Below are 19,345 nucleotides of genomic sequence, written 5' to 3'. Positions count from 1 at the left end.
CACGACTCGGTCCAAAGTCCTTACTCTGGAGTAAGGTTACCGGAGGTAAGCCTATGCCACGACTGAGGAGCGGTCGAGATGAGTCACCTTGAACCACCTCGGCCGACAGGGGCGGGCGGGCAGGAGGGCAGGGGAAGTTGAAACCCCCTCACATGCCCCCCGAGGCTGCACACCCCCGGCTCCGGACCGCCGCCGAACCCGCACAAGCCCCCCACAGGGGCCTCGTACGATCACCTGCCTAACCAGCGGTAACCCCTTTTCGAGGGTCGCCGGTGAACACCTCGCCGCACGAGGTACGTACGTCATGCAGCAAGCAGTTCGCCGCTGCACGCCCGAGGAGCCGCCCGTGTCCACGCCGTACCCGAACACCTCCGTCTCCTCCGGCGCCACGGTCTCGGCCACCGACTACGACGGCCTGCCGGTCCTGGTGGAGCCCGAGACCCGGCGGCTGGACGGTGCCGTGCGGGAGGCGTACGTCCCCCCGTTCGCGCCGCCGGTCAAGCACGGCTCCCTCGCGGACCTCCCGTTCGACAACGCCGAGGCGGCCCCCGGCGCGATCGTGCTCAGCCGCAGGTTCGCCGACGGCAGCTGGACGGACGTGACCGCCGAGGAGTTCGCCGGACAGGTGCTCTCGGTGGCGAAGGGGATGATCGCGGAGGGGCTGGTGCCGGGCGACCGGATCGCCGTCATGGCCCGCACCACGTACGAGTGGACCCTGCTCGACTTCGCGGCCTGGGCGGCGGGCCTGGTCACCGTCCCCGTCTACCCCACCTCCTCCGTCTTCCAGACCCGCTGGATCCTGCACGACTCCGGTGCGAAGGCCCTGGTCACGGAGACCGCGGGGGAGGCCGCGGCCATCGCCCCCGAGCTGGAGCGCATACCGGACCTGCGGCACCTGTGGGTGATCGAGAAGGGGCACGTGGAGCGGCTGGCGGAGCTGGGCGACCAGGTACCGGACGGCGAAGTGGGCGTCCGGCGCGGGATGCTGGGGCCCGACACGCTCGCCACGCTCATCTACACGTCCGGCACCACCGGCCGGCCCAAGGGCTGCGCCCTCTCGCACGGCAACTTCTTCGCCGAGGTCGACAACGCCGTCGAGCTGCTCTACCCGATCTTCAAGGCGAAGTCGGGTGAGGAGGTGTCGGTGCTGCTGTTCCTGCCGATGTCCCACGTCTTCGGGCGGATGGTGGCGATCGCCTGCGTCCGGGCCCGGGTGCGGCTCGGGCACGCGCCCAGCCTGAAGGCCGAGGACCTGCTGCCGGACCTGGCCGCCTTCCGGCCGACCTGTCTGCTGACCATCCCGTACATGCTGGAGAAGATCTACAACTCCGCGCGGGCCAAGGCGGAGACGGGCGGCCGGGTGGCCGCCTTCGACCGCGCCTCCACCGTGGCCGTGCGCTACGGGGAGGCGCTGGAGGCCCGCCAGACCGGAACCGGCGGCGGCCCGGGCCGGGCCCTGAAGACGGCCCGTTCCTTCTACGACCCGCTCGTCTACCGGCGCATCCGCAGCGCCATGGGCGGCAAGGTCAAGTACGCCATCTGCGGCGGCTCGCCCCTCGGCCGCCGTCTGGCCGCCTTCTACGCCGGTGCAGGCATCGAGATCTTCGAGGGCTACGGCCTCACGGAGACCACCGGCGCCTCGACGGTGACCCCGCCGCTCAAGCCCCGCCTGGGCACGGTCGGCTGGCCGCTGCCCGGCACCCGGGTGCGGATCGCGGCGGACGGCGAGATCCTGATCGCCGGCGACCACGTCCTGCGCGGCTACTGGGACCCGCAGGCGGGCGGTGTCGTCCCCGCGACCCGGGACGGCTGGCTGCCCACAGGCGACCTCGGCGAGCTGGACGACGAGGGCTATCTGACCATCACCGGCCGCAAGAAGGAGCTGCTGATCACGGCCGGCGGCAAGTCGGTGGCACCGGCACCGCTGGAGAACTGGCTGCGCCAGCACCCGCTGATCTCCCAGTGCATGCTCGTCGGTGACGCCCGCCCCTACGTCGCCGCCCTCATCACCCTGGACCCCGACGGCATCACGCACTGGCGCCAGATGAACGGCAAGCATCCCGTGCCGCCGGAACTCCTGGTCGGCGACCCGGAGCTGGAGGCCGTCCTGCAGCGGGCGCTGGACGAGGCCAACAAGCTGGTGTCCCGGCCCGAGTCGATCCGCCGATTCGCCGTGCTGCCCGTGGACTTCACCGAGGTGGCGGGCCATCTGACCCCCTCGATGAAGCTGCGCCGACAGCAGATCATGCAGGACTTCGCTGCCGAGGTGGAGGGCCTCTACACCCGCTGAGACGGTCGGCACCCGCTCCCGCCGGCCCCGCCTCGGTCCGGACTCGGCGAGGAGCGTGGAGCGGGTTGCCGCCTGGGTCGGTTGCGGCCCGGAGCCGATCCTCGTACGGCCGCCGAAGCCAGTCAATCCTAAGATTTCCTCTCCGAACCCCAGTGTTAGCTTGGGTGTTGTGACCCTGGACGACCTTCGTGTGTTCGTGGCGGTGTGCCGGGCCGGGAGCCTCAGCGCCGTCGCACGGGAGCTGGGCTGCACCCAGTCCGCCGTCAGCCAGCACGTCAAACGCCTGGAGCGGGAGACCGGAGTGGCCCTGCTGGAGCGGCAGCCGCGCGGGGTCGTGCCCACCCGGGCCGGCCGGATCCTCGAAGCCGCGGCGGCCGAGGGGATATCGGGCCTCGACCTGGCGGTACGGCAGCTGCGCGACCTGCTCGACGGGCACAGCGGACACGTCCGCGTGGCCACCGGTGCCACCACCGTCCGGCACTTCATGTCCGACGCCGTCGTCACCTTCCGGCGCCGCCACCCCCAGGTCAACCTCGAGTTCCGAACGGTCAGTTCCGGCCGCGGCAGCTTCGACGCGCTCACCGACGGCACCCTGGATCTGGCCTGGATCACCCTCGGCCCCCCGGTGCGCGGCATCGAGCAGCGCCCCGTCGTCGAGCTGCCCTGGGTGCTCGCCGTACCCGCCGACGACCCGCTGGCCACGCGCACCCATCTGGATCCGGCCGATCTGACCGACGTCCGGCTCATCCGGCTGCCGCCGAATTCCGCCTCCGCCGCCCAGCTCGAGGACGCCTGCGCGGAGTGGGGCGTCCGGCTCGGCCACGACACCAGCGTCGCCGACTGGGACACCGCGCTGCTGCTGGCCGAGCTGGGGGTGGGACGGGCCGTCGTCCCCGCCGTACCGGGGCTGCCGGTGCCCGGCGAGGGCGCGCTCCGGCTCGTGCCGCTGCCGGGGCTGCGGCCCCTGCCGGTCGGCTGGGCGGTCCGCCGCTGGGACGCGCTCGGTCCGCCCGCGAGGGCCTTCGCGGACACGGTCGTCGAACGCTGCGGCGCACCGGCTGTGCCCTGAAACGGCCGGACAGCGCGGTAAACCGGCTGTTCTGTTTTTGCCGTGAATCCGCCCCCGGCAAGTGCCGGAGAGCGGGTAGCGTAGGAGGGATGCACCCGTATCCAGGTGTGTCGTCAACTGGTCGACCACACAGAAGAAGTGAGCGTCTTGGGCCCACGCACCACCTCGGGAACCGGCCGGGATCGGATCGGTAACGCCCGCTCGTAGCCTGCCTTTCCACCCTCGCCGACTCCGTCACCACGAGCAGAGGCATGAAAGAAGACAACGACGTCCGCCGAATCTTCCTGCTGAACCCTGACCAGCGCCTCGTCCGCGAGGCCGCGCACGCGGGTGTCCAAGTGCGCTCGATCCGGGTCGACGCAACGGACGAGGCGGCCCTGCGCGCACCGCTCGCGGAGGCCGCCGAGGCCGGGCTGTGCGTCAACCCGGCCCGCGCCCTCAGGGTGCTCTCGGACCCGGCGGCCGTGCAGCGCCTGGTCCGCGACAACCGGCTCTCCCCCGGGGGCACCGAGGTCGCCCCCGGTGATCTGCGGCTGACCGTGGAGACGCTGAGCGTGCACGGCATGCACCAGGCCGTCGGGATCACCGCCAGCACCCCCTACGGCCTGCTCCACCCCGCCCCGCTCACCGACGACACCGCCGCCGAGGTGCGCGCGGTGGTGACCGCGCTGCTGGACCTGACCGGGTACCAGTACGGACCGGCCCACATCAGCGTCGCCCTCACCCCGCGCGGGCCGGTGATCACCGGCTGCCGGGCGGGACTCGGGGACGACCCGGTGCCCGAACTGGTCAAGGTGGCCGGCGGGTTCGACCTGGCGGCCGGCGCCATCGAGGTGCTGGCCGGCCGGCTGGTCGACGCGGTGCGGCCGAACCGGTTCGCGGCCGCGGCCCTGCTGAGCCCGCCGTGGCGGCTGGAGACCACCGAGGTCGGGATACTGCCGCACGTCCGGCACGTCTCGCCGCCCGGGGCGCTGGGCCCCGGACACCTCGTCGTGCACGCCGAATCGCCCGAGCTGGCGGCCCGCCGGGTCGCCTCCCTCACCGCCCTGGTCGTCGGCGACGGCGGCTGACCGGCGACCGGGAACGGATCGGGAACGATCCGGTACGGGCCGACCGCACTGTTGATACGTCGCCGGAAGAAGGACGACGACGCCAGCGACGTCAACGGGAGGCGGAGTCAGGATGCTGAAGTTCTCGATCCTCGGGGCACTGCAGATCCGTACCGTGTCCGGCCCGGCGGAGATCTCCGGCGACCTGCAGCGCACCCTGGTGCAGACCCTGCTGATCAGCGAGGGCCAGTCGGTGTCCGGGGAGAGCCTGGTCGAGGAGATGTGGGGTGACGCGGTCCCCGACAACCAGGCCAACGCCCTGCAGGCCCATGTCAGCCGGCTGCGCCGCAGACTGCGCAGCCTGGAGCCCGGCCGGTCCGGATCCCGGGTGACCATCCACCCCTCCGGCTACCGGCTGGTGGTGTCCGAGGGCGAGCTGGACGCCGCGGAGTTCGTGCGCACGGTACGGCAGGCCGAGTCGGCGTCCCCGCAGGACGCGGAGCGCACCGCGCGGCTGCTCGGCGACGCTCTCGCGCAGTGGCGCGGACCCGTCTTCGGCGGGTTCGCCGGCGGGACGCTGTGCCAGCTGGCCGGTGCGCGGTACGAGGAGTACCGGATGCGGGCCATGGAGCTGCGCTTCGACGCCGAGCTGCGGCTGGGCCGGCATGCCGCCGTGCTCGCGGAGCTGACCGAGGCGCACACCAACCACCCCTTGCGGGAGCGCTTCTGCGAGCAGCTGATGATCGCCCTGTACGGCTCGGGACGGCAGGCCGACGCCCTGGACGTCTTCCGCCGGATGCGCCGCCACCTCGACGACGAACTCGGCATCCAGCCATCCCCCGCCCTGCGGCACGTCGAGAGCGCGATTCTCCGCCATGACCCGGCTTTGGCCGGTGATGCGCGTTCCTCGCTCCTTCAACTTGCGTAAAGGGTTAGCTTTTGACTGAGCCGAGACGTGTCGCACGGTAACGTGAAGTCGCCTTTCAGCGTGGCCCGTTCGGGTACAACCTAGGATTGTCCCGAACATCTCGGGCCGGGCAACGCGATGGGGCGGGGGGGACGGGTTCGTGGAGTCGGCGGTATCCGCTCGGCCTGTCGTGCGCTTCAACATCCTCGGTTCGTTGGAGGGCTGGCACGGCCAGCGTCGGCTGAGACTCGGCAGCCCGACCCAGGAACGCGTTCTGGTCACGCTCTTACTGGAGCCGGGGCGTATGGTGCCGGTGCCCCGGCTGGTCGCCGCGGCCTGGGACGACGAGCCGCCGCAGACCGCCGGCCACCAGATCCGCAAGGCGGTCGCCGCGCTGCGCACCCGGATACCGGGCGGCGCCGGACTGATCGTCACCGACGGCGCCGGATACCGGGCCGTCATCGACGAGGGCCAGCTCGACCTGCACGAGTTCGGCCGCCGCTCGGCCGAGGCCCGGCAGGCGGTGGCCGCCGGTCAGCCCGCGGAGGCCGTCAGGCATCTGCGGGCCTGTCTGGACCTGTGGCGGGGTCCGGTCATGGCCGGAACGGGCGGTTCGGTGATCTCCGCGGCCTCCGCCGCGCTCGAGGAACGGCACATGGCCGTCGCCGAGCAGTACTTCGAGCTGCAGCTGGAACTCGGCCAGTCCGCGGAACTCATCGGACCTCTACGCGAGTTGGTGACCGCGCACCCGCTGCGGGAGACCCTGCGCGGACGGCTGATGCTGGCCCTGTACCGGGGCGGCCGGCAGGCCGATGCGCTGGAGGAGTTCGGCCGGGTGCGCGAACTGCTCGTCGAGGAGCTGGGCATCGACCCGGGCGCCGAACTGACAAGGCTGTACGAAGCCATTCTGCGCGACAGCCCCGAAGTGGCACCCCGGGTACCGCAGTCCGTGGCCGACCGCGCCGCCCACCTCGTACCGGCCCCGCTCGCACAGCCTGACGGGTCCGAGCCGGTGCCCTGCACCCTGCCGTACGACCTGCCGGACTTCACCGGGCGGGACGAGGAGTTGGCCCGGCTGCTGGAAGTGGGCAGGGCCCCGACCGGCGTGAGCACCCGGATCGTCGGTCTGGACGGCATGGGCGGCAGCGGCAAGACCGCCCTGGCCGTGCACGCCGCCCACCTGCTCGCGCCGGACTACCCCGACGGGCAGCTCTTCGTCGACCTGCGTGGGTTCAGCCCTGGCGAGAAGGCGCAGGAGCCCGGTGCGGTCCTGCACTCCCTGCTCCGCACCATCGGCGTCCAGGACGACCGAATACCGGACGACCTGGAGCGGCGCACCACCCTGTGGCGAACCGTTTCCGCCCAGCGGAAGCTGCTGCTCCTCCTCGACAATGCCGCCGACGCCGCCCAGGTACGGCCGCTGCTGCCCGCTTCCGAGAACTGTCTGGCCATCCTCACCGGCCGGGTCCGGATGCTCGAACTCGACGGCGCCGAGTGGCTCTCGCTGGGGCTGCTCTCGGCCGGCGACAGCACCACCCTGCTGACCCGGATGCTCGGCGCCGAGCGGACCTCCGCCGAACCCCAGGCAGTCGACCAGCTCGCCCGGCTGTGCTGCGGCCTGCCCCTCGCCCTGCGCATCACCACCGCCCGGCTGCGCAACCGGCCCCGCTGGACCGTCCAGTACCTGGTCGACCGGCTTGCCGACGAGACCCGGCGGCTGCGCGAGATGAGCGCCGGGGAGCGCAGTGTCGAGGCCACGCTCAGGCTGTCGTACCAGGCGATGGAGGAGGACCTGCGCGCCGCGTTCCGCTTGCTCGGCCTGCACCCCGGCAGCGCCATCGATGTCCACTCGGCCGCCGCGCTGCTCGGCACCGACGTCCACGGAGCCGAGGACGTCCTGGAGCATCTGCTCGACACGCATCTGCTGGAACAGCACGAGGCGGGGCTGTACGGCTTCCACGATCTGGTGCGGACCTACGCGATGAGCGTGCGGGAGGCCGAGGACGACGAGGAGGCGGCCGGCGGGCGCCTGGTGGCGTACTACGCGCTGGCCACCGACAAAGCCTGCGATGTGCTCTTCCCCGGCCGTAGCCGCCACGGCGACCCGCCGACCGACGACGCGCCCGAACTGCCCCGGTTGGACGGCGACGAGCGGGTGCTGCGCTGGTTCGACCGCGAGTACGAGGCACTGCTCGCGATCGTCGCGCAGGCGGGCACACAGCGCCTGCACCGCCGGGCCGCGCTCCTGGCCCGCAATGTCCTGTTCTATTTGAACTTGCGTGGACACTACGAGCAGTTCCGGGTCGTCAGCCGGATCGCGGTCGGCGCCTGCCAGCGGCTCGACGACCCGGTGCTGCTCGGCATCAGCCTCGGTAACCTGGCCGTGGCGCACTGGTGGCTCGGCGACTTCCAGGACGGGATCAGCACCGCCCAGGAGGCCCTGGAACTGGCCGGCAGCCACGATCGCAGCACCGAGGCGTTCTGCCTCGATGTGCTCGGCCTGCTGCACGGGGCACTCGGCAACTTCGACGAGGCCCGCGCTCATCTGGCCCAAGGTATCGAGCTGCACCGGGAGTTGGGTGCGCCCCGCGACGAGGCTCAGGCGCTGGTCAACCTCAGCACGGTACAGACCTGGGCGGGCCACTACGCCGAGGCCGCCCGGCACGCGGCTCGCGCCACCGAACTGAACCGGCGTCTCGGCGAGCGGAACAACGAGATCTCGTCGCTGACCTGGCTTGCCTTGGCCCATCTGGGCACCGGTGAGGACGAGCGGGCGCGGGCCTGCCTCGCCCAGGCCCTCGAACTGTGCGACGAGTCCCGAAGACCCGCGAACGTGGCCGTCGTCCTCGCCCACTGGGCGCGGGTCTGCCAGCGGCTCGGGGACACGCGTACGGCAGCCGAACACGCCGAGCGTGCCCTGGACCTGGTCTCCGCCGAGGGCACGGCTCTGCGCCAGTCGACCGTGGCGAACGTGGTGGGCCTGGTCCACCTGCGCCGCGGCGCACCCGACCGTGCCATGGAACTGCATGGCCACGCCCATGAGTTGGCCTCCCGCCTCGGCTACCGGTTCGAGACCGCCCGCGCCCTGCACGGCATGGCCGAGGCGGCGCAGGCCCTGGGCGATGAATCGATGGCACGTCAGCACTGGCGGGCGGCGGAGGCGCTGTACGACGCGATGGGCGTGACCGAGGCGGGGCGGCGTGTCTAGGCAACGGCGGCCTTGCGGGGTGGCAGAGCGTACCGATGCGGCTTTCATGACAAACGGCACCGGCGGGGCGTGAGCCCGGCGGTGCCGTCGATGCCGCGGTGCGTGATCGGCGATGCGACGCGTCAGTAGTGGACCAGCTTCGGCTCGCGCTCGTCCGCCAGAGACGGCCCGGAGTGCGCCTGGTGCCCCGACAGACCGGAGGCGATGCGCACCACGGCATCCTGAACACCGGTCGCGGGAACGGCCGCACCGGTGCCGAGTGCCAGGACGCCGGCGCCGGTGAGCGCGGTCAGAACCGTCTTCGTACGCAGTGCGATGGCGCGCATAGGTCAACCCCCAGGAAGAGACGGATCGTGATCCGGTCGCCGGGCCTCTCCCCGACGCCGCATCCGATGCTCGTGGCGAGCGATCCCCATGCCGTCCCCGCCGGTTCCCGGCACGGGGCGGGCTCCCGGTACTCCTGGTTTCAACCGCGCCTAGGCGGGCTTCCGGGCGAACAGGAAGGCCTGGGGGACCGGCTCACCGAGGGCGGTGTCGGCTTCGCGGACCGTGCGGGAGCCGAGCGCGAAACCGGCGTCCGTGAGCAGTTCCGCCAGGTGTTCGGGGCGGCGCCGGTGGAAGTCCAGCGCCACCGGATGGCCCCAGGGACGGTCGTGGCGGCGGGTGTGCTCCCCGGCCTGGAAGGCGAGCAGGAGGTGGCCGCCGGGGGACAGGACCCGGTGGAACTCGGCGAACAGCGCGGGGAGTTCGTCCACCGGGGTGTGGATGGTCGAGTACCAGGCGACGACACCGGCCAGCGCGCCGTCCCCGAGGGGGAGGTCCAGCATGGAGCCCTGCTCGAAGCGCAGCCCGGGGTTCTCGCGGCGGGCGATCGCGAGCATGGATTCGGACAGGTCGAGTCCGAAGACGTCCAGGCCGAGCGCGGCGAGGTGCGCGGTGACCTCCCCGGGTCCGCAGCCGAGGTCGGCCACCGGTCCGCCGGGGCCGACGAGTTCGGCGTACGCGGCGAGCAGGGCCCGGTCCAGGGGCCTGCCCGCGTAAGCGTCCCGGAACTGCTCGGCGTAGTCGTCGGCGACGGTGTCGTAGAAGGTACGGGTGGCGGTGAGGAAGTCGTGGGAGTCGTGGGAGTCGGTCATGGGGAGGGACCGTAGCCAGGTCCACTGACAGTGGGGCTGCCGGCAGCCCCGGACTACGCCACCCCCGCCAGTCGCAGCAGTGCCGTCGTCGCCGCCGCGCCCAGGACGACCACCGCGAACGGTGCCCGACGCCATGCCAGAAGGCCTCCGGCCAGCACCCCCGCAGGGCGGGCCCAGCCCGCGAAGCCGCCGCCCTCGGTCAGGGCGCCCGTGGCCAGCAGGGCGGCGAGCAGGACGACGGCGCCCGCCGACGCCAGCTCCTGCACCCGGGCCGGAACCGTGACCCGGCCGTGCAGCAGCGGGCCCACCAGGCGGAAGGCGTACGTGCCGACGGCCAGGGCCAGGATCATGCCGACCGTGGCGTTCACGCGGCGGCCCCGGCGGGGCGGCGGTACAGGAACAGCCCGGCCAGTGCGAGCAGCACCGGCACCCCGGCCGGTACCGCGGGCGTCACGGCCAGGGCCAGGGCGGCGCCGGGCAGGGCGCAGCGCCGCAGCATCGCGTCGGCGCGCAGGGTCGGCACGACCAGGGCCGCCAGGACGGCGGGGAAGGCCGCGTCGAGGCCGTAGCGCGCGGTGTCGCCCAGGGCGCGGCCGGCGAGGGCCCCCGCCAGTACGCCGGTGTTCCAGACGGCGAACAGGCCGAGTCCGGAGATCCAGAACGCCCGGCGCCGCCGCCGCGGGTCGGGCTGGGCGAGGGCGAAGGCGACCGTCTCGTCGGTGACGAGATGCGCACCCAGGAAACGGGTCGCCCGACCGGTACCGATGGTCTCGGCCACCGCCAGGCTGAAGGCGGCCGTGCGCGTGTTGAGCAGCAGGCCGGTGGCCGCGGCGGCCAGTGGACCGCCTCCGGCGAGGAGCACCCCGACCGCGCTGAACTGGGCCGATCCCGCGTACACCACCAGCGACATCAGTACCGGGACCCACACCGGCAGCCCGCCCGCGACGGAGACCGCGCCGAACGAGACGCCGACGATGCCACTGGCCAGCCAGACGAGGGAGCTGTCCCGGACCAGCGAGCCGGTCTCCGGCGTGCCGAGACCCGTTCGGCCGAGTGAGCGTGTTCGGAGTAGCGAACGCATGTTTTCTACAATGAACAGCGACTACCCAGTCCGTCAAGGCGAACGATCGTACCGATGGAGCGAACGACATGTCCGAGGCACCGTCCGGGCCGCCCGCCCGGCTCCCGATGGAGTGGATCGCCGCGTCCCTCAGGCGGGAGCGCACCCGCACCGGGCTGTCCCTGTCCGAGCTGGCCAAGCGCGCCGGGATCGCGAAGTCCACGCTGTCCCAGCTGGAGGCGGCGAGCGGGAATCCGAGCATGGAGACGATCTGGGCGCTGGCCGTGGCCCTCGGGGTGCCCTTCAGTGCCCTCGTGGAGCCGCCCACGCCCGCGGTCCAGGTGATCCGGGCCGGCGCGGGACCCGCCGTGCACTCCGAGCGGGCCGGCTATCTGGCGACGCTGTTGTCGGCGAGCCCGCCGGGTGTGCGCAGGGATATCTATTACGTCTGGCTGGAGCCCGGGACCGTACGGGATTCCGAACCGCACATTCCCGGGACCACGGAGCACATCGTGGTCACCGAGGGGGGCGTCAAGGCGGGGCCGCGTGGGGAGACGGTCGAACTGGCGCCCGGGGACTACATGTCCTACCGCGGCGATGTCCCGCATGCCTACGAAGCGCTCACCGCCGGGACAAAGTTCGTACTGATCATGCAGCACATGTGAACCGGAAATGAACGGGAAAAGGCAGGAGCCCCGTCGCCTTGCGGCGTGGGGCTCCTTGGGTACTGCACTCAGGTTCTGCGATCAGGCAGTGATTAGACGGGGGTGACGTTCTCCGCCTGCGGACCCTTCGGGCCCTGCGTCACGTCAAAGCTCACCTGCTGGTTCTCCTCGAGGGAGCGGAAGCCGGAGGCGTTGATCGCGGAGTAGTGAACGAAGACGTCGGGGCCGCCGCCCTCCTGGGCGATGAAGCCAAAGCCCTTTTCGGCGTTGAACCACTTCACGGTTCCGGTAGCCATAAGCCCTCCTTGGGCTCAAAAGGGTTGCCCTGCTCCAGAACCTGCAAGTGCGAAACTGTGCTGCACAACGCATTCGTCTGAAAACGACGAGAGCCCGCGGTCACATGCTCCGCAGGCTCTGTACTGCAAGGGAAACCAAACTGCAACTTGCGGCGAGCCTAGCACGCGGGCAGCCGAAAGCAATAGAGGTCAAGATCACGTCACCCGAATGTTTGAACCACCGGACGGGTGGGTTGACGGTGGGGCCGGTCTCAGCACGGTACAGCACGGGGTCTAGTCTCGCGATGTGGACAATTCTCGCACCCGGCCGCGCGTCGGCCACATCCAGTTCCTGAACTGCCTGCCCCTCTACTGGGGGCTCGCGAGAACCGGCACGCTCCTCGACTTCGAGCTGACCAAGGACACCCCGGAGAAGCTCAGCGAGCAGCTCGTGCGCGGCGACCTCGACATCGGGCCCGTCACCCTCGTCGAGTTCCTGCGCAACGCCGACGATCTGGTCGCCTTCCCGGACATCGCCGTCGGCTGCGACGGCCCGGTGATGTCCTGCGTGATCGTCTCGCAGGTCCCGCTCGACCGGCTGGACGGCGCCCGGGTCGCCCTCGGCTCGACCTCCCGCACCTCGGTCCGGCTCGCCCAGCTCCTGCTGGCCGAGCGGTACGGCGTGCAGCCCGAGTACTACACCTGCCCGCCCGACCTCGGCCTGATGATGCAGGAGGCGGAGGCCGCCGTCCTCATCGGCGACGCGGCCCTGCGCGCGAACCTGCACTACGGCCCCAAGCTCGGCCTGGACGTGCACGACCTCGGGGCCATGTGGAAGGAGTGGACCGGCCTGCCGTTCGTCTTCGCGGTCTGGGCGGCCCGGCGCGACTACCTGGAGCGCGAGCCGGCCCTCACCCGCCAGGTCCACGAAGCCTTCCTCGCCTCCCGCAACCTCTCCCTGGAGGAGGTCGGCAAGGTCGCCGAACAGGCCTCGCGCTGGGAGGCCTTCGACGAGGCGACCCTGGAGCAGTACTTCACCACCCTCGACTTCAGCTTCGGCGAGCCGCAGCTGAACGCGGTCACCGAGTTCGCCCGCCGGGTGGGCCCGACGACCGGCTTCCCGGCGGACGTGAAGGTGGACCTGCTTCAGCCGTAATCGCCACGGCACTACGCTGCGGGCAGTGAGGTGTACCGGGGGAGAGGCGGGACGCCCCGGGGGAAGAGGGGGACGCCATGCAGCCGCTCGCAGCGGACGAACCTGCCGCCGTCGGGCCCTACCGGCTGCTCGGCCGGCTCGGCTCCGGCGGCATGGGCCGGGTCTACCTGGGCCGCAGCGCGGGCGGCCGTACGGTCGCCGTGAAGATCGTGCATCCGCACTTCGCGCTGGACGAGGAGTTCCGGGCCCGCTTCCGGCGCGAGGTGGAGGCCGCCCGCCGGGTCGGCGGGGCCTGGACCGCGCCCGTGCTCGACGCGGACCCGGAGGCCGCCGTGCCCTGGGTCGCCACCGCCTACGCGGCCGGCCCCTCCCTCGCCACGGCCGTCCGGGACGGCGGCGCACTGCCCGCGCACACCGTACGGGCGCTGGGCGCGGGCCTCGCCGAGGCGCTGACGGCGGTGCACGAACTGGGCCTCGTCCACCGGGACGTGAAGCCCTCCAACGTCCTGCTGACCCTGGACGGCCCGCTGCTGATCGACTTCGGCATCGCGCGCGCCACGGACGGCACGGCGTCCCTGACCTCGACCGGCGTCTCCGTCGGCTCACCGGGCTACATGTCCCCCGAGCAGATCCTCGGCAAGGGGGTCACGGGCGCGGCGGACGTCTTCTCCCTCGGCGCGGTGCTGGCGTACGCGGCGACCGGTGAGCCGCCCTTCCCCGGCGACTCCTCGGCCGCGCTGCTCTACAAGGTCGTCCACGAGGAGCCGGAACTCGGTGACCTGACGGGTGAGTTGCGGGAAGCCGCTGCCGCCTGCCTGGCGAAGGACCCGGCCGCCCGCCCGGCCCCGGCCGAACTGGCCCGCCGGCTCGCCCCCGAGGGCGCCGCCCGCCTGGTCGCCGGCGGCTGGCTGCCGGGCGCACTGGTGGAACAGGTCAGCCGCAGCGCCGTACACCTGCTGAACCTGGAGACCGCGGAGCCGGCGCCGTCGGGGCCGGTGCGGTTCAGCAGTCCATCGGTGGGCGGGGAACCCGGTGCGGTCCCGCGTGAGCCGGCCCTGGTCGCGGGGGAGTTCGGACCGGCCCCGGTGATGACTCCCCCCGTGCCGGCCGCGGCTCCGGCCGGGCCGTCGGGGGCTTTGCCCGAGGACGCGGTGCCGGCGCCCGGGAAGGTCAGCGTCAGCGTGGCGGCGGCTTCCGGGCCGGCGGAGAGCGGGCGCGGACGGCGGGTGAGCTGCACCGTCGCGCTGGCCGTGGCGGGGGCACTGGCCGCGACCGCCGTGGGGATCGGGGCGCTGCTCCAGCCGTGGGCCGAAGGGAAGCACGACACGGTGGGCGGCGCGGCGCCCACCTCCGCCTCGTCCTCGGCACAGTCACCCGCCGACGGCGCTTCGCAGCGGCCGAGTGCCGCGCCGGGCGCGATCCCGGCCCGCTACCTGGGCACCTGGGAGGGCCGGGCCACCGGACTCGGCGGCAGCCTGGACATGGGCACCTTCCGGCTCACCGTCCACCAGGCCGCCGTCGGCAAGGAGCTGGGGCGGCTGAGGCAGACCGACCAGATCGGGGGCGTCTGCACCGACATCCTCACCCTCAAGCAGGTGACGAAGACCCGGATCGTGGCGACCTCGGTGGGCGCCGCGGGCAACCACGCCGGCTGCGATCCCGCGCCGCACCCCGTGGAGTTGACGCCGGTCGGCGACGACCTGCGGTACACCGCACAGAGCGCGGCCGAGGGCGACCCGGAGTCGCGGATGTCGAAGGTGGGCTAGGGGGTTTCGTTCGGTCCAGCCCGGGTCCGCGAGGCCCGGCACGGCACCTCGTCGCGTTGTCGGACCACCCGGGTACGCCCAGTACGCGGGTGCTCCTCCGCCTTGCGATGCACCGCACCGGACGCCGCGGCCTGATCCGACCTGATCCAGACGCCCCCCAGCCCCGGCACCGCGCCACGCCCCCGGCGGCCCGCCCGCCCCGGCTGTCACTAATGTGTCTGCGTTGGCGAACGCCAACGGCGCGCCGCCGCACCGGCCTTGGTCCGGACAACGCGCCACAACGAGCAGCACAGCGGTGCAAAGCATCGCAACGGGGAAGGACGGGGAACGCCCGCCATGGAGACACTGCAGCCGGACGACCCACGGGAGTTGGGCAGCTACCGCATGCTGCGCCGGCTCGGAGCCGGCGGCATGGGCCGGGTCTACCTGGCCCGTTCGCCGGGCGGCCGCACCGTCGCCGTGAAGGTCGTACGCCCCGACCTCGCCGCCGACGCCGACTTCCGCCGGCGCTTCCGGCACGAGGTGGAGATCGCCCAGGCGGTCTCCGGCCCCTGCACCGCCTCGGTCGTGGACGCCGACCCGGACGCACCGCTGCCGTGGCTGGCGACCTCGTACGTGCTCGGCCCGGACCTGACGGACGTCGTGGACGCGCACGGCGCGCTGCCCGAGCGCACCGTGCGCGCGCTGGGCGCCGGGCTCGCGGCCGCCCTCCAGGAGATCCACGCGGCCGGTCTCATCCACCGTGACCTCAAGCCCTCGAACGTCCTCCTGGCCGCCGACGGCCCCCGCGTCATCGACTTCGGCATCGCGCGGGCGGTGGACGGCAACCGGATGACCCAGACCGGCGTCGTGGTCGGCTCGCCCGGCTACATGCCCCCCGAGCAGGCCCTGGGCCAGGACGTCGGCCCCTCCGGCGACGTCTTCTCGCTGGGCGCCGTCCTCGCCTTCGCCGCCACCGGCCGCAACGTCTTCGGTGACGGCGCCGCCTCGCACGCCGCGATGCTCTATCAGGTCGTCCACGGCGAACCGGATCTGACGGACGTACCGCAGTCCCTGCTCGGTCTGGTGCGGGCCTGTCTGCTGAAGGACCCGGCCGGCCGGCCCGGCCCCGCCGAGATCGTGGCGGCACTGGCCCCGCAGGGCGTCGAGGGCGTGCTCGGCGACTGGCTGCCCTCGGCGGTGGCGTCCACCATCGCCACTCACGCGGCCGGGATCCTGGACCTCGACCTGGAGGCACCGGAGCAGCCGGCCGCACCGGCCGCCGCGCCCTCCTTCGGCCCGGCCCCGACGATGCCGGCCGCAGCGGTCCCGTCGACGGGTACGCCGGCCGGGGGATACGGCTACCCGCCGGCGGGTACGCCCGCGGCCGGGTACGGCCATCCGCGGGCCGGCACGCCCGCCCCCGCCTACGGCCCACCGGCGCCCGCCCCCGGCACACCCGCCCCCGGCCACGACACCCCGCAGCCCGGCACCGTCCGGCTCGGCGCCACGGACGCCTCCGCCCCGGCCCCCACCCGCCGCCGCGCCCTCTCCTACGCCCTCGGCGGGGCCGCCGCCGTAGCCGTCGCCGGCGGGGGCACGGCCTGGTGGCTGTCCCGGAAGGACGGCGGGACCGGCACGTCCGACGGCCCGGGCGGCCACGGCAGTTCCGGCGAGCCGGCCGCCGAGACCTTCACCACCCCGCCTCCCGGAGTGGCCCCGCAGCCGCTGTGGCACAGGAGCGCCGCCGAGGACAGCACCGCGACCTCCGTACCGCTCGTCACCTACGACGGACTGCTCCTGGTCAGCGGCGACCCGCTGGTGGCGTACGACGTGAAGACCGGCAAGGCGCGCTGGTCCAGGAAGGGCATCTGCCGCTCGGGAGCCCCGCTCCTCTTCCACGGCGGCAAGGTGTTCCTGGCCGACGGCGACTTCGACGGCGTCCTGGTCGCCTACGACGTACGGACCGGCGACGAGGCCTGGCGCAGCCGGCTCGGCAAGAAGCTGAGCATCGAGCGGACGATCGCCATCGACGACGAGAACGTCTACGTCACGCTGACCGACTACGGCCAGGCGAAGAGCGCCACCAAGTACCGCACGGCCGTCGCCGCGGTCAGCCACGCCACGGGCCGGACCACATGGCTGCAGCGGCGCGACTGGGGCACCAAGGACTACGACGTCGAGGGCACCGTCTCCGGCAAGTACCTCGTCTACGCCGACTCCAACTACAACCTGACCGTGCGGGACACCGCCACCGGCGGGCAGCTGTGGACCAGGAAGATCGGCGACGACTGGAGCTGGCAGCCCACGGCCGCGAACGGACTGGTGTTCCTGCCGGGCGAGGAGCTGACCGCCGTGGACATCGAGACCGGCAGGACCCGCTGGACGCTCTCGCCGAACGGCCGCCGCGGCTTCCACAACCCCACCGTCATCGACGGCGTCCTCTACGCCACCGACTACGACCGCGGCATCTGGGCCGTCGACGTCGAGGACGCCAAGCGGATCTGGCTCTGCGAGGCGGGCAACCGCGTGCCCAGGGAGACGTTCCTGAAGGCCGGGACAACGCTGTACGCGGCCGCCGGCGCGCTGGGCGGCGGCATCATCTCCCTGGACGCCAGGACCGGCAAGGTCCGCTGGACCTGGGTCGACAACACCGACGCCACCGACTACTGGCAGATCACCCGGTCGGGCAGCCGGCTGCTGGTCACCGGCGGTCAGGAGGTCTACGCGATGCCGGCTGTCTGAGACCGGCCTCCCGGACCGGCCGCACTCCCTAGGATCTCCCCGTGAGCATGGGCGCGTTGGTCCTCGTCGCGGCGCTGTGGGGCGCGGTCGCGGGCGCGCTGCTGCCCCGGGCCGCCTACCGGTTCGCCGCCCCGGACGAGGAGCCGTGGCGGGAGCGGTGCCCGGACGGCCACCCGGTGCGCGGGTGGCTCGGCCGGGCACGGTGCGGCGCGTGCGCGCGGACGCCGGACGACGCCTCTGCGGCGCTGGCCACCGCCACCGCCCTCACCTGTGCCGCCCTTGCCGCAGCCACCGGTACCCGGCCCGAGTTGGGGGTCTGGCTGCTGCTCGCTCCGGTGTGGGTGCTGCTGGCCGCCGTCGACCTGCGGGTGCGGCGGCTGCCCGACCCGCTGACCCTGCCGCTCGCGGCCGCCGGGCTCGCCCTGCTCGGCCTCGTCGCGCTGCTGCCCGAGCACGCCGGTCACTGGCTCACCGCGCTGTACGGCTCCCTCGCGCTCGGCGTCGGCTACTACGTGCTGTACCTGATCAACCCGGCCGGCATGGGCTTCGGCGACGTGAAACTGGCCCTCGGCATGGGCGCCGTCCTCGGCTGGTACGGCTGGCCGACCGTCCTTCTCGGCACCTTCGCGGGCTTCCTGCTCGGGGCGTTGTACGGCGGTGCCCTCGTCCTCGCGCGACGGGCGGGCCGCAGGACAGTGATCCCGTTCGGGCCCTTCCTCCTCGCCGGAGCCGTCGCCGGGCTGCTGATCGGCGCGTACGCGGCCTGAGCGCAGACGGCCCGAACCCCTGGCGTAGGCTGGATCAGTCCGTCCACAACCCTTGACGAAAGGGACTCCTGGTGACCGAGAAGGCCGACCTCCAGTCTGTCCTCGACCGTGCCGCTGCCGGTGGGCGGATCACCCCGGAAGAGGCGCTCGTCCTCTACCGCGACGCTCCGCTGCATGCGCTGGGCGCCGCCGCCGACGCCGTACGCCGCCGCAGGTACGCGGGCGTCGAGCACATCGCGACGTACATCATCGAGCGCAACATCAACTACACGAACGTGTGTGTCACGGCGTGCAAGTTCTGCGCCTTCTACGCGGCCCCCAAGGACACCGCCAAGGGCTGGACCCGCGACCTCGACGACATCCTGCGCCGCTGCGCGGAGACCGTGGAGCTGGGCGGCACCCAGATCATGTTCCAGGGCGGCCACCACCCGGACTACGGCGTCGAGTACTACGAGAAGCACTTCAAGGCCATCAAGGACGCCTTCCCGCAGCTGGTGATCCACTCGCTCGGCGCCTCCGAGGTCGAGCACATGGCCCGGATCTCCGGGGTGTCGGTCGAGGAGGCCATCACCCGGATCCACGAGGCGGGCCTCGACTCCTTCGCGGGTGCCGGCGCCGAACTGCTGCCCGCCCGCCCCCGCAAGGCCATCGCGCCCCTCAAGGAGAGCGGCGAGCGCTGGCTGGAGATCATGGAGGCCGCACACCGGCTGGGCGTGGAGTCCACGTCCACCATGCTCATGGGCACCGGCGAGACGAACGCCGAGCGCATCGAGCACCTGCGCATGATCCGGGACGTACAGGACCGCACGGGCGGCTTCCGCGCCTTCATCCCGTACACCTACCAGCCCGAGAACAACCACCTGAAGGGCCGCACCCAGGCCACGCTCTTCGAGTACCTGCGGATGATCGCGATCGCTCGCCTCTTCCTGGACAACGTCCAGCACATCCAGGGCTCGTGGCTGACCACCGGCAAGGAGGTCGGCCAGTTGTCCCTGCACTACGGCGCGGACGACCTCGGCTCGATCATGCTGGAGGAGAACGTGGTCTCCTCGGCCGGCGCCAAGCACCGCTCCAACCGGCTCGAGATCATCGACCTCATCCGCAAGGCGGGCCGCGTCCCGGCCCAGCGGGCCACGACCTACGAGCACCTCGTCGTGCACGACGACCCGGCGAACGACCCCGTCGACGAGCGGGTGATGTCGCACATCTCGTCCACGGCGATCGAGGGCGGCACGGCTCACCCCGAGCTGAAGCTGCTGGCGTCCAACTAGAG

The 19,345-nt window shown here is 72.5% G+C and carries 16 protein-coding genes; 11 read left to right on the top strand and 5 right to left on the bottom strand.

Annotated features, from left to right (window positions below; genetic code table 11):
- The first annotated feature begins 346 nt into the window (after window positions 1-346).
- From FB157_RS35645 to FB157_RS35625, 5 genes are all read left to right on the top strand, one after another.
- Complete coding sequence (locus tag FB157_RS35645) at window positions 347-2,290, top strand: long-chain fatty acid--CoA ligase (RefSeq protein ID WP_261386757.1); 1,944 nt, start codon at window positions 347-349, stop codon at window positions 2,288-2,290.
- Window positions 2,291-2,459: 169 nt separating this feature from the next.
- The gene (locus FB157_RS35640) at window positions 2,460-3,359 is read left to right on the top strand and encodes a LysR family transcriptional regulator (RefSeq protein WP_186581840.1); all 900 of its coding nucleotides are present in this window, start codon (window positions 2,460-2,462) and stop codon (window positions 3,357-3,359) included.
- 251 nt (window positions 3,360-3,610) lie between these two features.
- Window positions 3,611-4,429 (top strand): hypothetical protein, encoded by an 819-nt coding sequence (locus tag FB157_RS35635; protein ID WP_145884857.1) that lies wholly within the window; start codon window positions 3,611-3,613, stop codon window positions 4,427-4,429.
- 112 nt (window positions 4,430-4,541) lie between these two features.
- Entirely contained in the window at window positions 4,542-5,336 is a 795-nt protein-coding gene (locus tag FB157_RS35630) for an AfsR/SARP family transcriptional regulator (RefSeq protein ID WP_145884856.1), read from the top strand.
- A 169-nt stretch (window positions 5,337-5,505) separates the two neighbouring features.
- On the top strand, window positions 5,506-8,523 hold the full coding sequence (locus FB157_RS35625) for a BTAD domain-containing putative transcriptional regulator (RefSeq protein ID WP_315903859.1): 3,018 nt from the start codon (window positions 5,506-5,508) through the stop codon (window positions 8,521-8,523).
- Between the two features lie 122 nt (window positions 8,524-8,645).
- On the opposite strand, the gene FB157_RS35620 is transcribed toward FB157_RS35625, so the two are convergent.
- The 4 genes from FB157_RS35620 to FB157_RS35605 form a co-directional block, all read right to left on the bottom strand.
- Window positions 8,646-8,849 (bottom strand): hypothetical protein, encoded by a 204-nt coding sequence (locus tag FB157_RS35620; RefSeq protein WP_145884855.1) that lies wholly within the window; start codon window positions 8,847-8,849, stop codon window positions 8,646-8,648.
- A 150-nt stretch (window positions 8,850-8,999) separates the two neighbouring features.
- Window positions 9,000-9,659, bottom strand: a complete 660-nt coding sequence (locus FB157_RS35615; protein WP_145884854.1) for a class I SAM-dependent methyltransferase — start codon at window positions 9,657-9,659, stop codon at window positions 9,000-9,002.
- A 53-nt stretch (window positions 9,660-9,712) separates the two neighbouring features.
- Window positions 9,713-10,009, bottom strand: coding sequence for an AzlD domain-containing protein (locus tag FB157_RS35610; RefSeq protein ID WP_391337898.1), 297 nt, complete (start codon window positions 10,007-10,009; stop codon window positions 9,713-9,715).
- 14 nt (window positions 10,010-10,023) lie between these two features.
- A complete protein-coding gene (locus FB157_RS35605) occupies window positions 10,024-10,740 on the bottom strand; it encodes an AzlC family ABC transporter permease (protein ID WP_145884852.1) in 717 nt (238 codons plus the stop codon).
- Between the two features lie 68 nt (window positions 10,741-10,808).
- Here FB157_RS35605 and FB157_RS35600 point away from each other — a divergent pair, with 68 nt between their 5' ends.
- Complete coding sequence (locus FB157_RS35600) at window positions 10,809-11,384, top strand: helix-turn-helix domain-containing protein (protein WP_145884851.1); 576 nt, start codon at window positions 10,809-10,811, stop codon at window positions 11,382-11,384.
- Between the two features lie 92 nt (window positions 11,385-11,476).
- Here FB157_RS35600 and FB157_RS35595 read toward each other — a convergent pair whose 3' ends face one another.
- Window positions 11,477-11,680, bottom strand: a complete 204-nt coding sequence (locus tag FB157_RS35595; RefSeq protein WP_003992177.1) for a cold-shock protein — start codon at window positions 11,678-11,680, stop codon at window positions 11,477-11,479.
- Window positions 11,681-11,966: 286 nt separating this feature from the next.
- Here FB157_RS35595 and FB157_RS35590 point away from each other — a divergent pair, with 286 nt between their 5' ends.
- From FB157_RS35590 to mqnC, 5 genes are all read left to right on the top strand, one after another.
- Window positions 11,967-12,815: a menaquinone biosynthetic enzyme MqnA/MqnD family protein gene (locus FB157_RS35590; protein ID WP_145884850.1), complete on the top strand. Its 849-nt coding sequence runs from the start codon at window positions 11,967-11,969 to the stop codon at window positions 12,813-12,815.
- A 77-nt stretch (window positions 12,816-12,892) separates the two neighbouring features.
- Window positions 12,893-14,581 (top strand): serine/threonine-protein kinase, encoded by a 1,689-nt coding sequence (locus FB157_RS35585; RefSeq protein WP_145884849.1) that lies wholly within the window; start codon window positions 12,893-12,895, stop codon window positions 14,579-14,581.
- Between the two features lie 336 nt (window positions 14,582-14,917).
- Complete coding sequence (locus tag FB157_RS35580) at window positions 14,918-17,305, top strand: protein kinase domain-containing protein (RefSeq protein WP_145884848.1); 2,388 nt, start codon at window positions 14,918-14,920, stop codon at window positions 17,303-17,305.
- A gap of 47 nt (window positions 17,306-17,352) precedes the next feature.
- Window positions 17,353-18,072 carry an A24 family peptidase gene (locus FB157_RS35575; RefSeq protein ID WP_145884949.1) on the top strand — a complete coding sequence of 240 codons (720 nt, stop codon included), beginning with the start codon at window positions 17,353-17,355 and terminating at the stop codon, window positions 18,070-18,072.
- Between the two features lie 71 nt (window positions 18,073-18,143).
- Window positions 18,144-19,343 (top strand): cyclic dehypoxanthinyl futalosine synthase, encoded by a 1,200-nt coding sequence (gene mqnC / locus FB157_RS35570; protein ID WP_145884847.1) that lies wholly within the window; start codon window positions 18,144-18,146, stop codon window positions 19,341-19,343.
- Window positions 19,344-19,345: the final 2 nt, after the last annotated feature.

This window comes from Streptomyces sp. BK340 (assembly GCF_007827595.1).
Lineage (GTDB): Bacteria > Actinomycetota > Actinomycetes > Streptomycetales > Streptomycetaceae > Streptomyces.
The sequence above is the reverse complement of the archived record's forward strand: the minus strand, read 5'-3'. Positions and strand labels throughout refer to the sequence as shown.

What these genes read in the sequence shown, in the direction of transcription:
- FB157_RS35635 (WP_145884857.1), top strand. Translation starts at nt 3,611, where the DNA reads ATGAAAGAAGACAACGACGTCCGCCGAATCTTCCTGCTGAACCCTGAC.
- FB157_RS35630 (WP_145884856.1), top strand. Translation starts at nt 4,542, where the DNA reads ATGCTGAAGTTCTCGATCCTCGGGGCACTGCAGATCCGTACCGTGTCC.
- FB157_RS35620 (WP_145884855.1), bottom strand. Translation starts at nt 8,849, where the DNA reads ATGCGCGCCATCGCACTGCGTACGAAGACGGTTCTGACCGCGCTCACC.
- FB157_RS35615 (WP_145884854.1), bottom strand. Translation starts at nt 9,659, where the DNA reads ATGACCGACTCCCACGACTCCCACGACTTCCTCACCGCCACCCGTACC.
- FB157_RS35610 (WP_391337898.1), bottom strand. Translation starts at nt 10,009, where the DNA reads ATGATCCTGGCCCTGGCCGTCGGCACGTACGCCTTCCGCCTGGTGGGC.
- FB157_RS35605 (WP_145884852.1), bottom strand. Translation starts at nt 10,740, where the DNA reads ATGCGTTCGCTACTCCGAACACGCTCACTCGGCCGAACGGGTCTCGGC.
- FB157_RS35600 (WP_145884851.1), top strand. Translation starts at nt 10,809, where the DNA reads ATGTCCGAGGCACCGTCCGGGCCGCCCGCCCGGCTCCCGATGGAGTGG.
- FB157_RS35595 (WP_003992177.1), bottom strand. Translation starts at nt 11,680, where the DNA reads ATGGCTACCGGAACCGTGAAGTGGTTCAACGCCGAAAAGGGCTTTGGC.
- FB157_RS35585 (WP_145884849.1), top strand. Translation starts at nt 12,893, where the DNA reads ATGCAGCCGCTCGCAGCGGACGAACCTGCCGCCGTCGGGCCCTACCGG.
- FB157_RS35580 (WP_145884848.1), top strand. Translation starts at nt 14,918, where the DNA reads ATGGAGACACTGCAGCCGGACGACCCACGGGAGTTGGGCAGCTACCGC.
- FB157_RS35575 (WP_145884949.1), top strand. Translation starts at nt 17,353, where the DNA reads ATGGGCGCGTTGGTCCTCGTCGCGGCGCTGTGGGGCGCGGTCGCGGGC.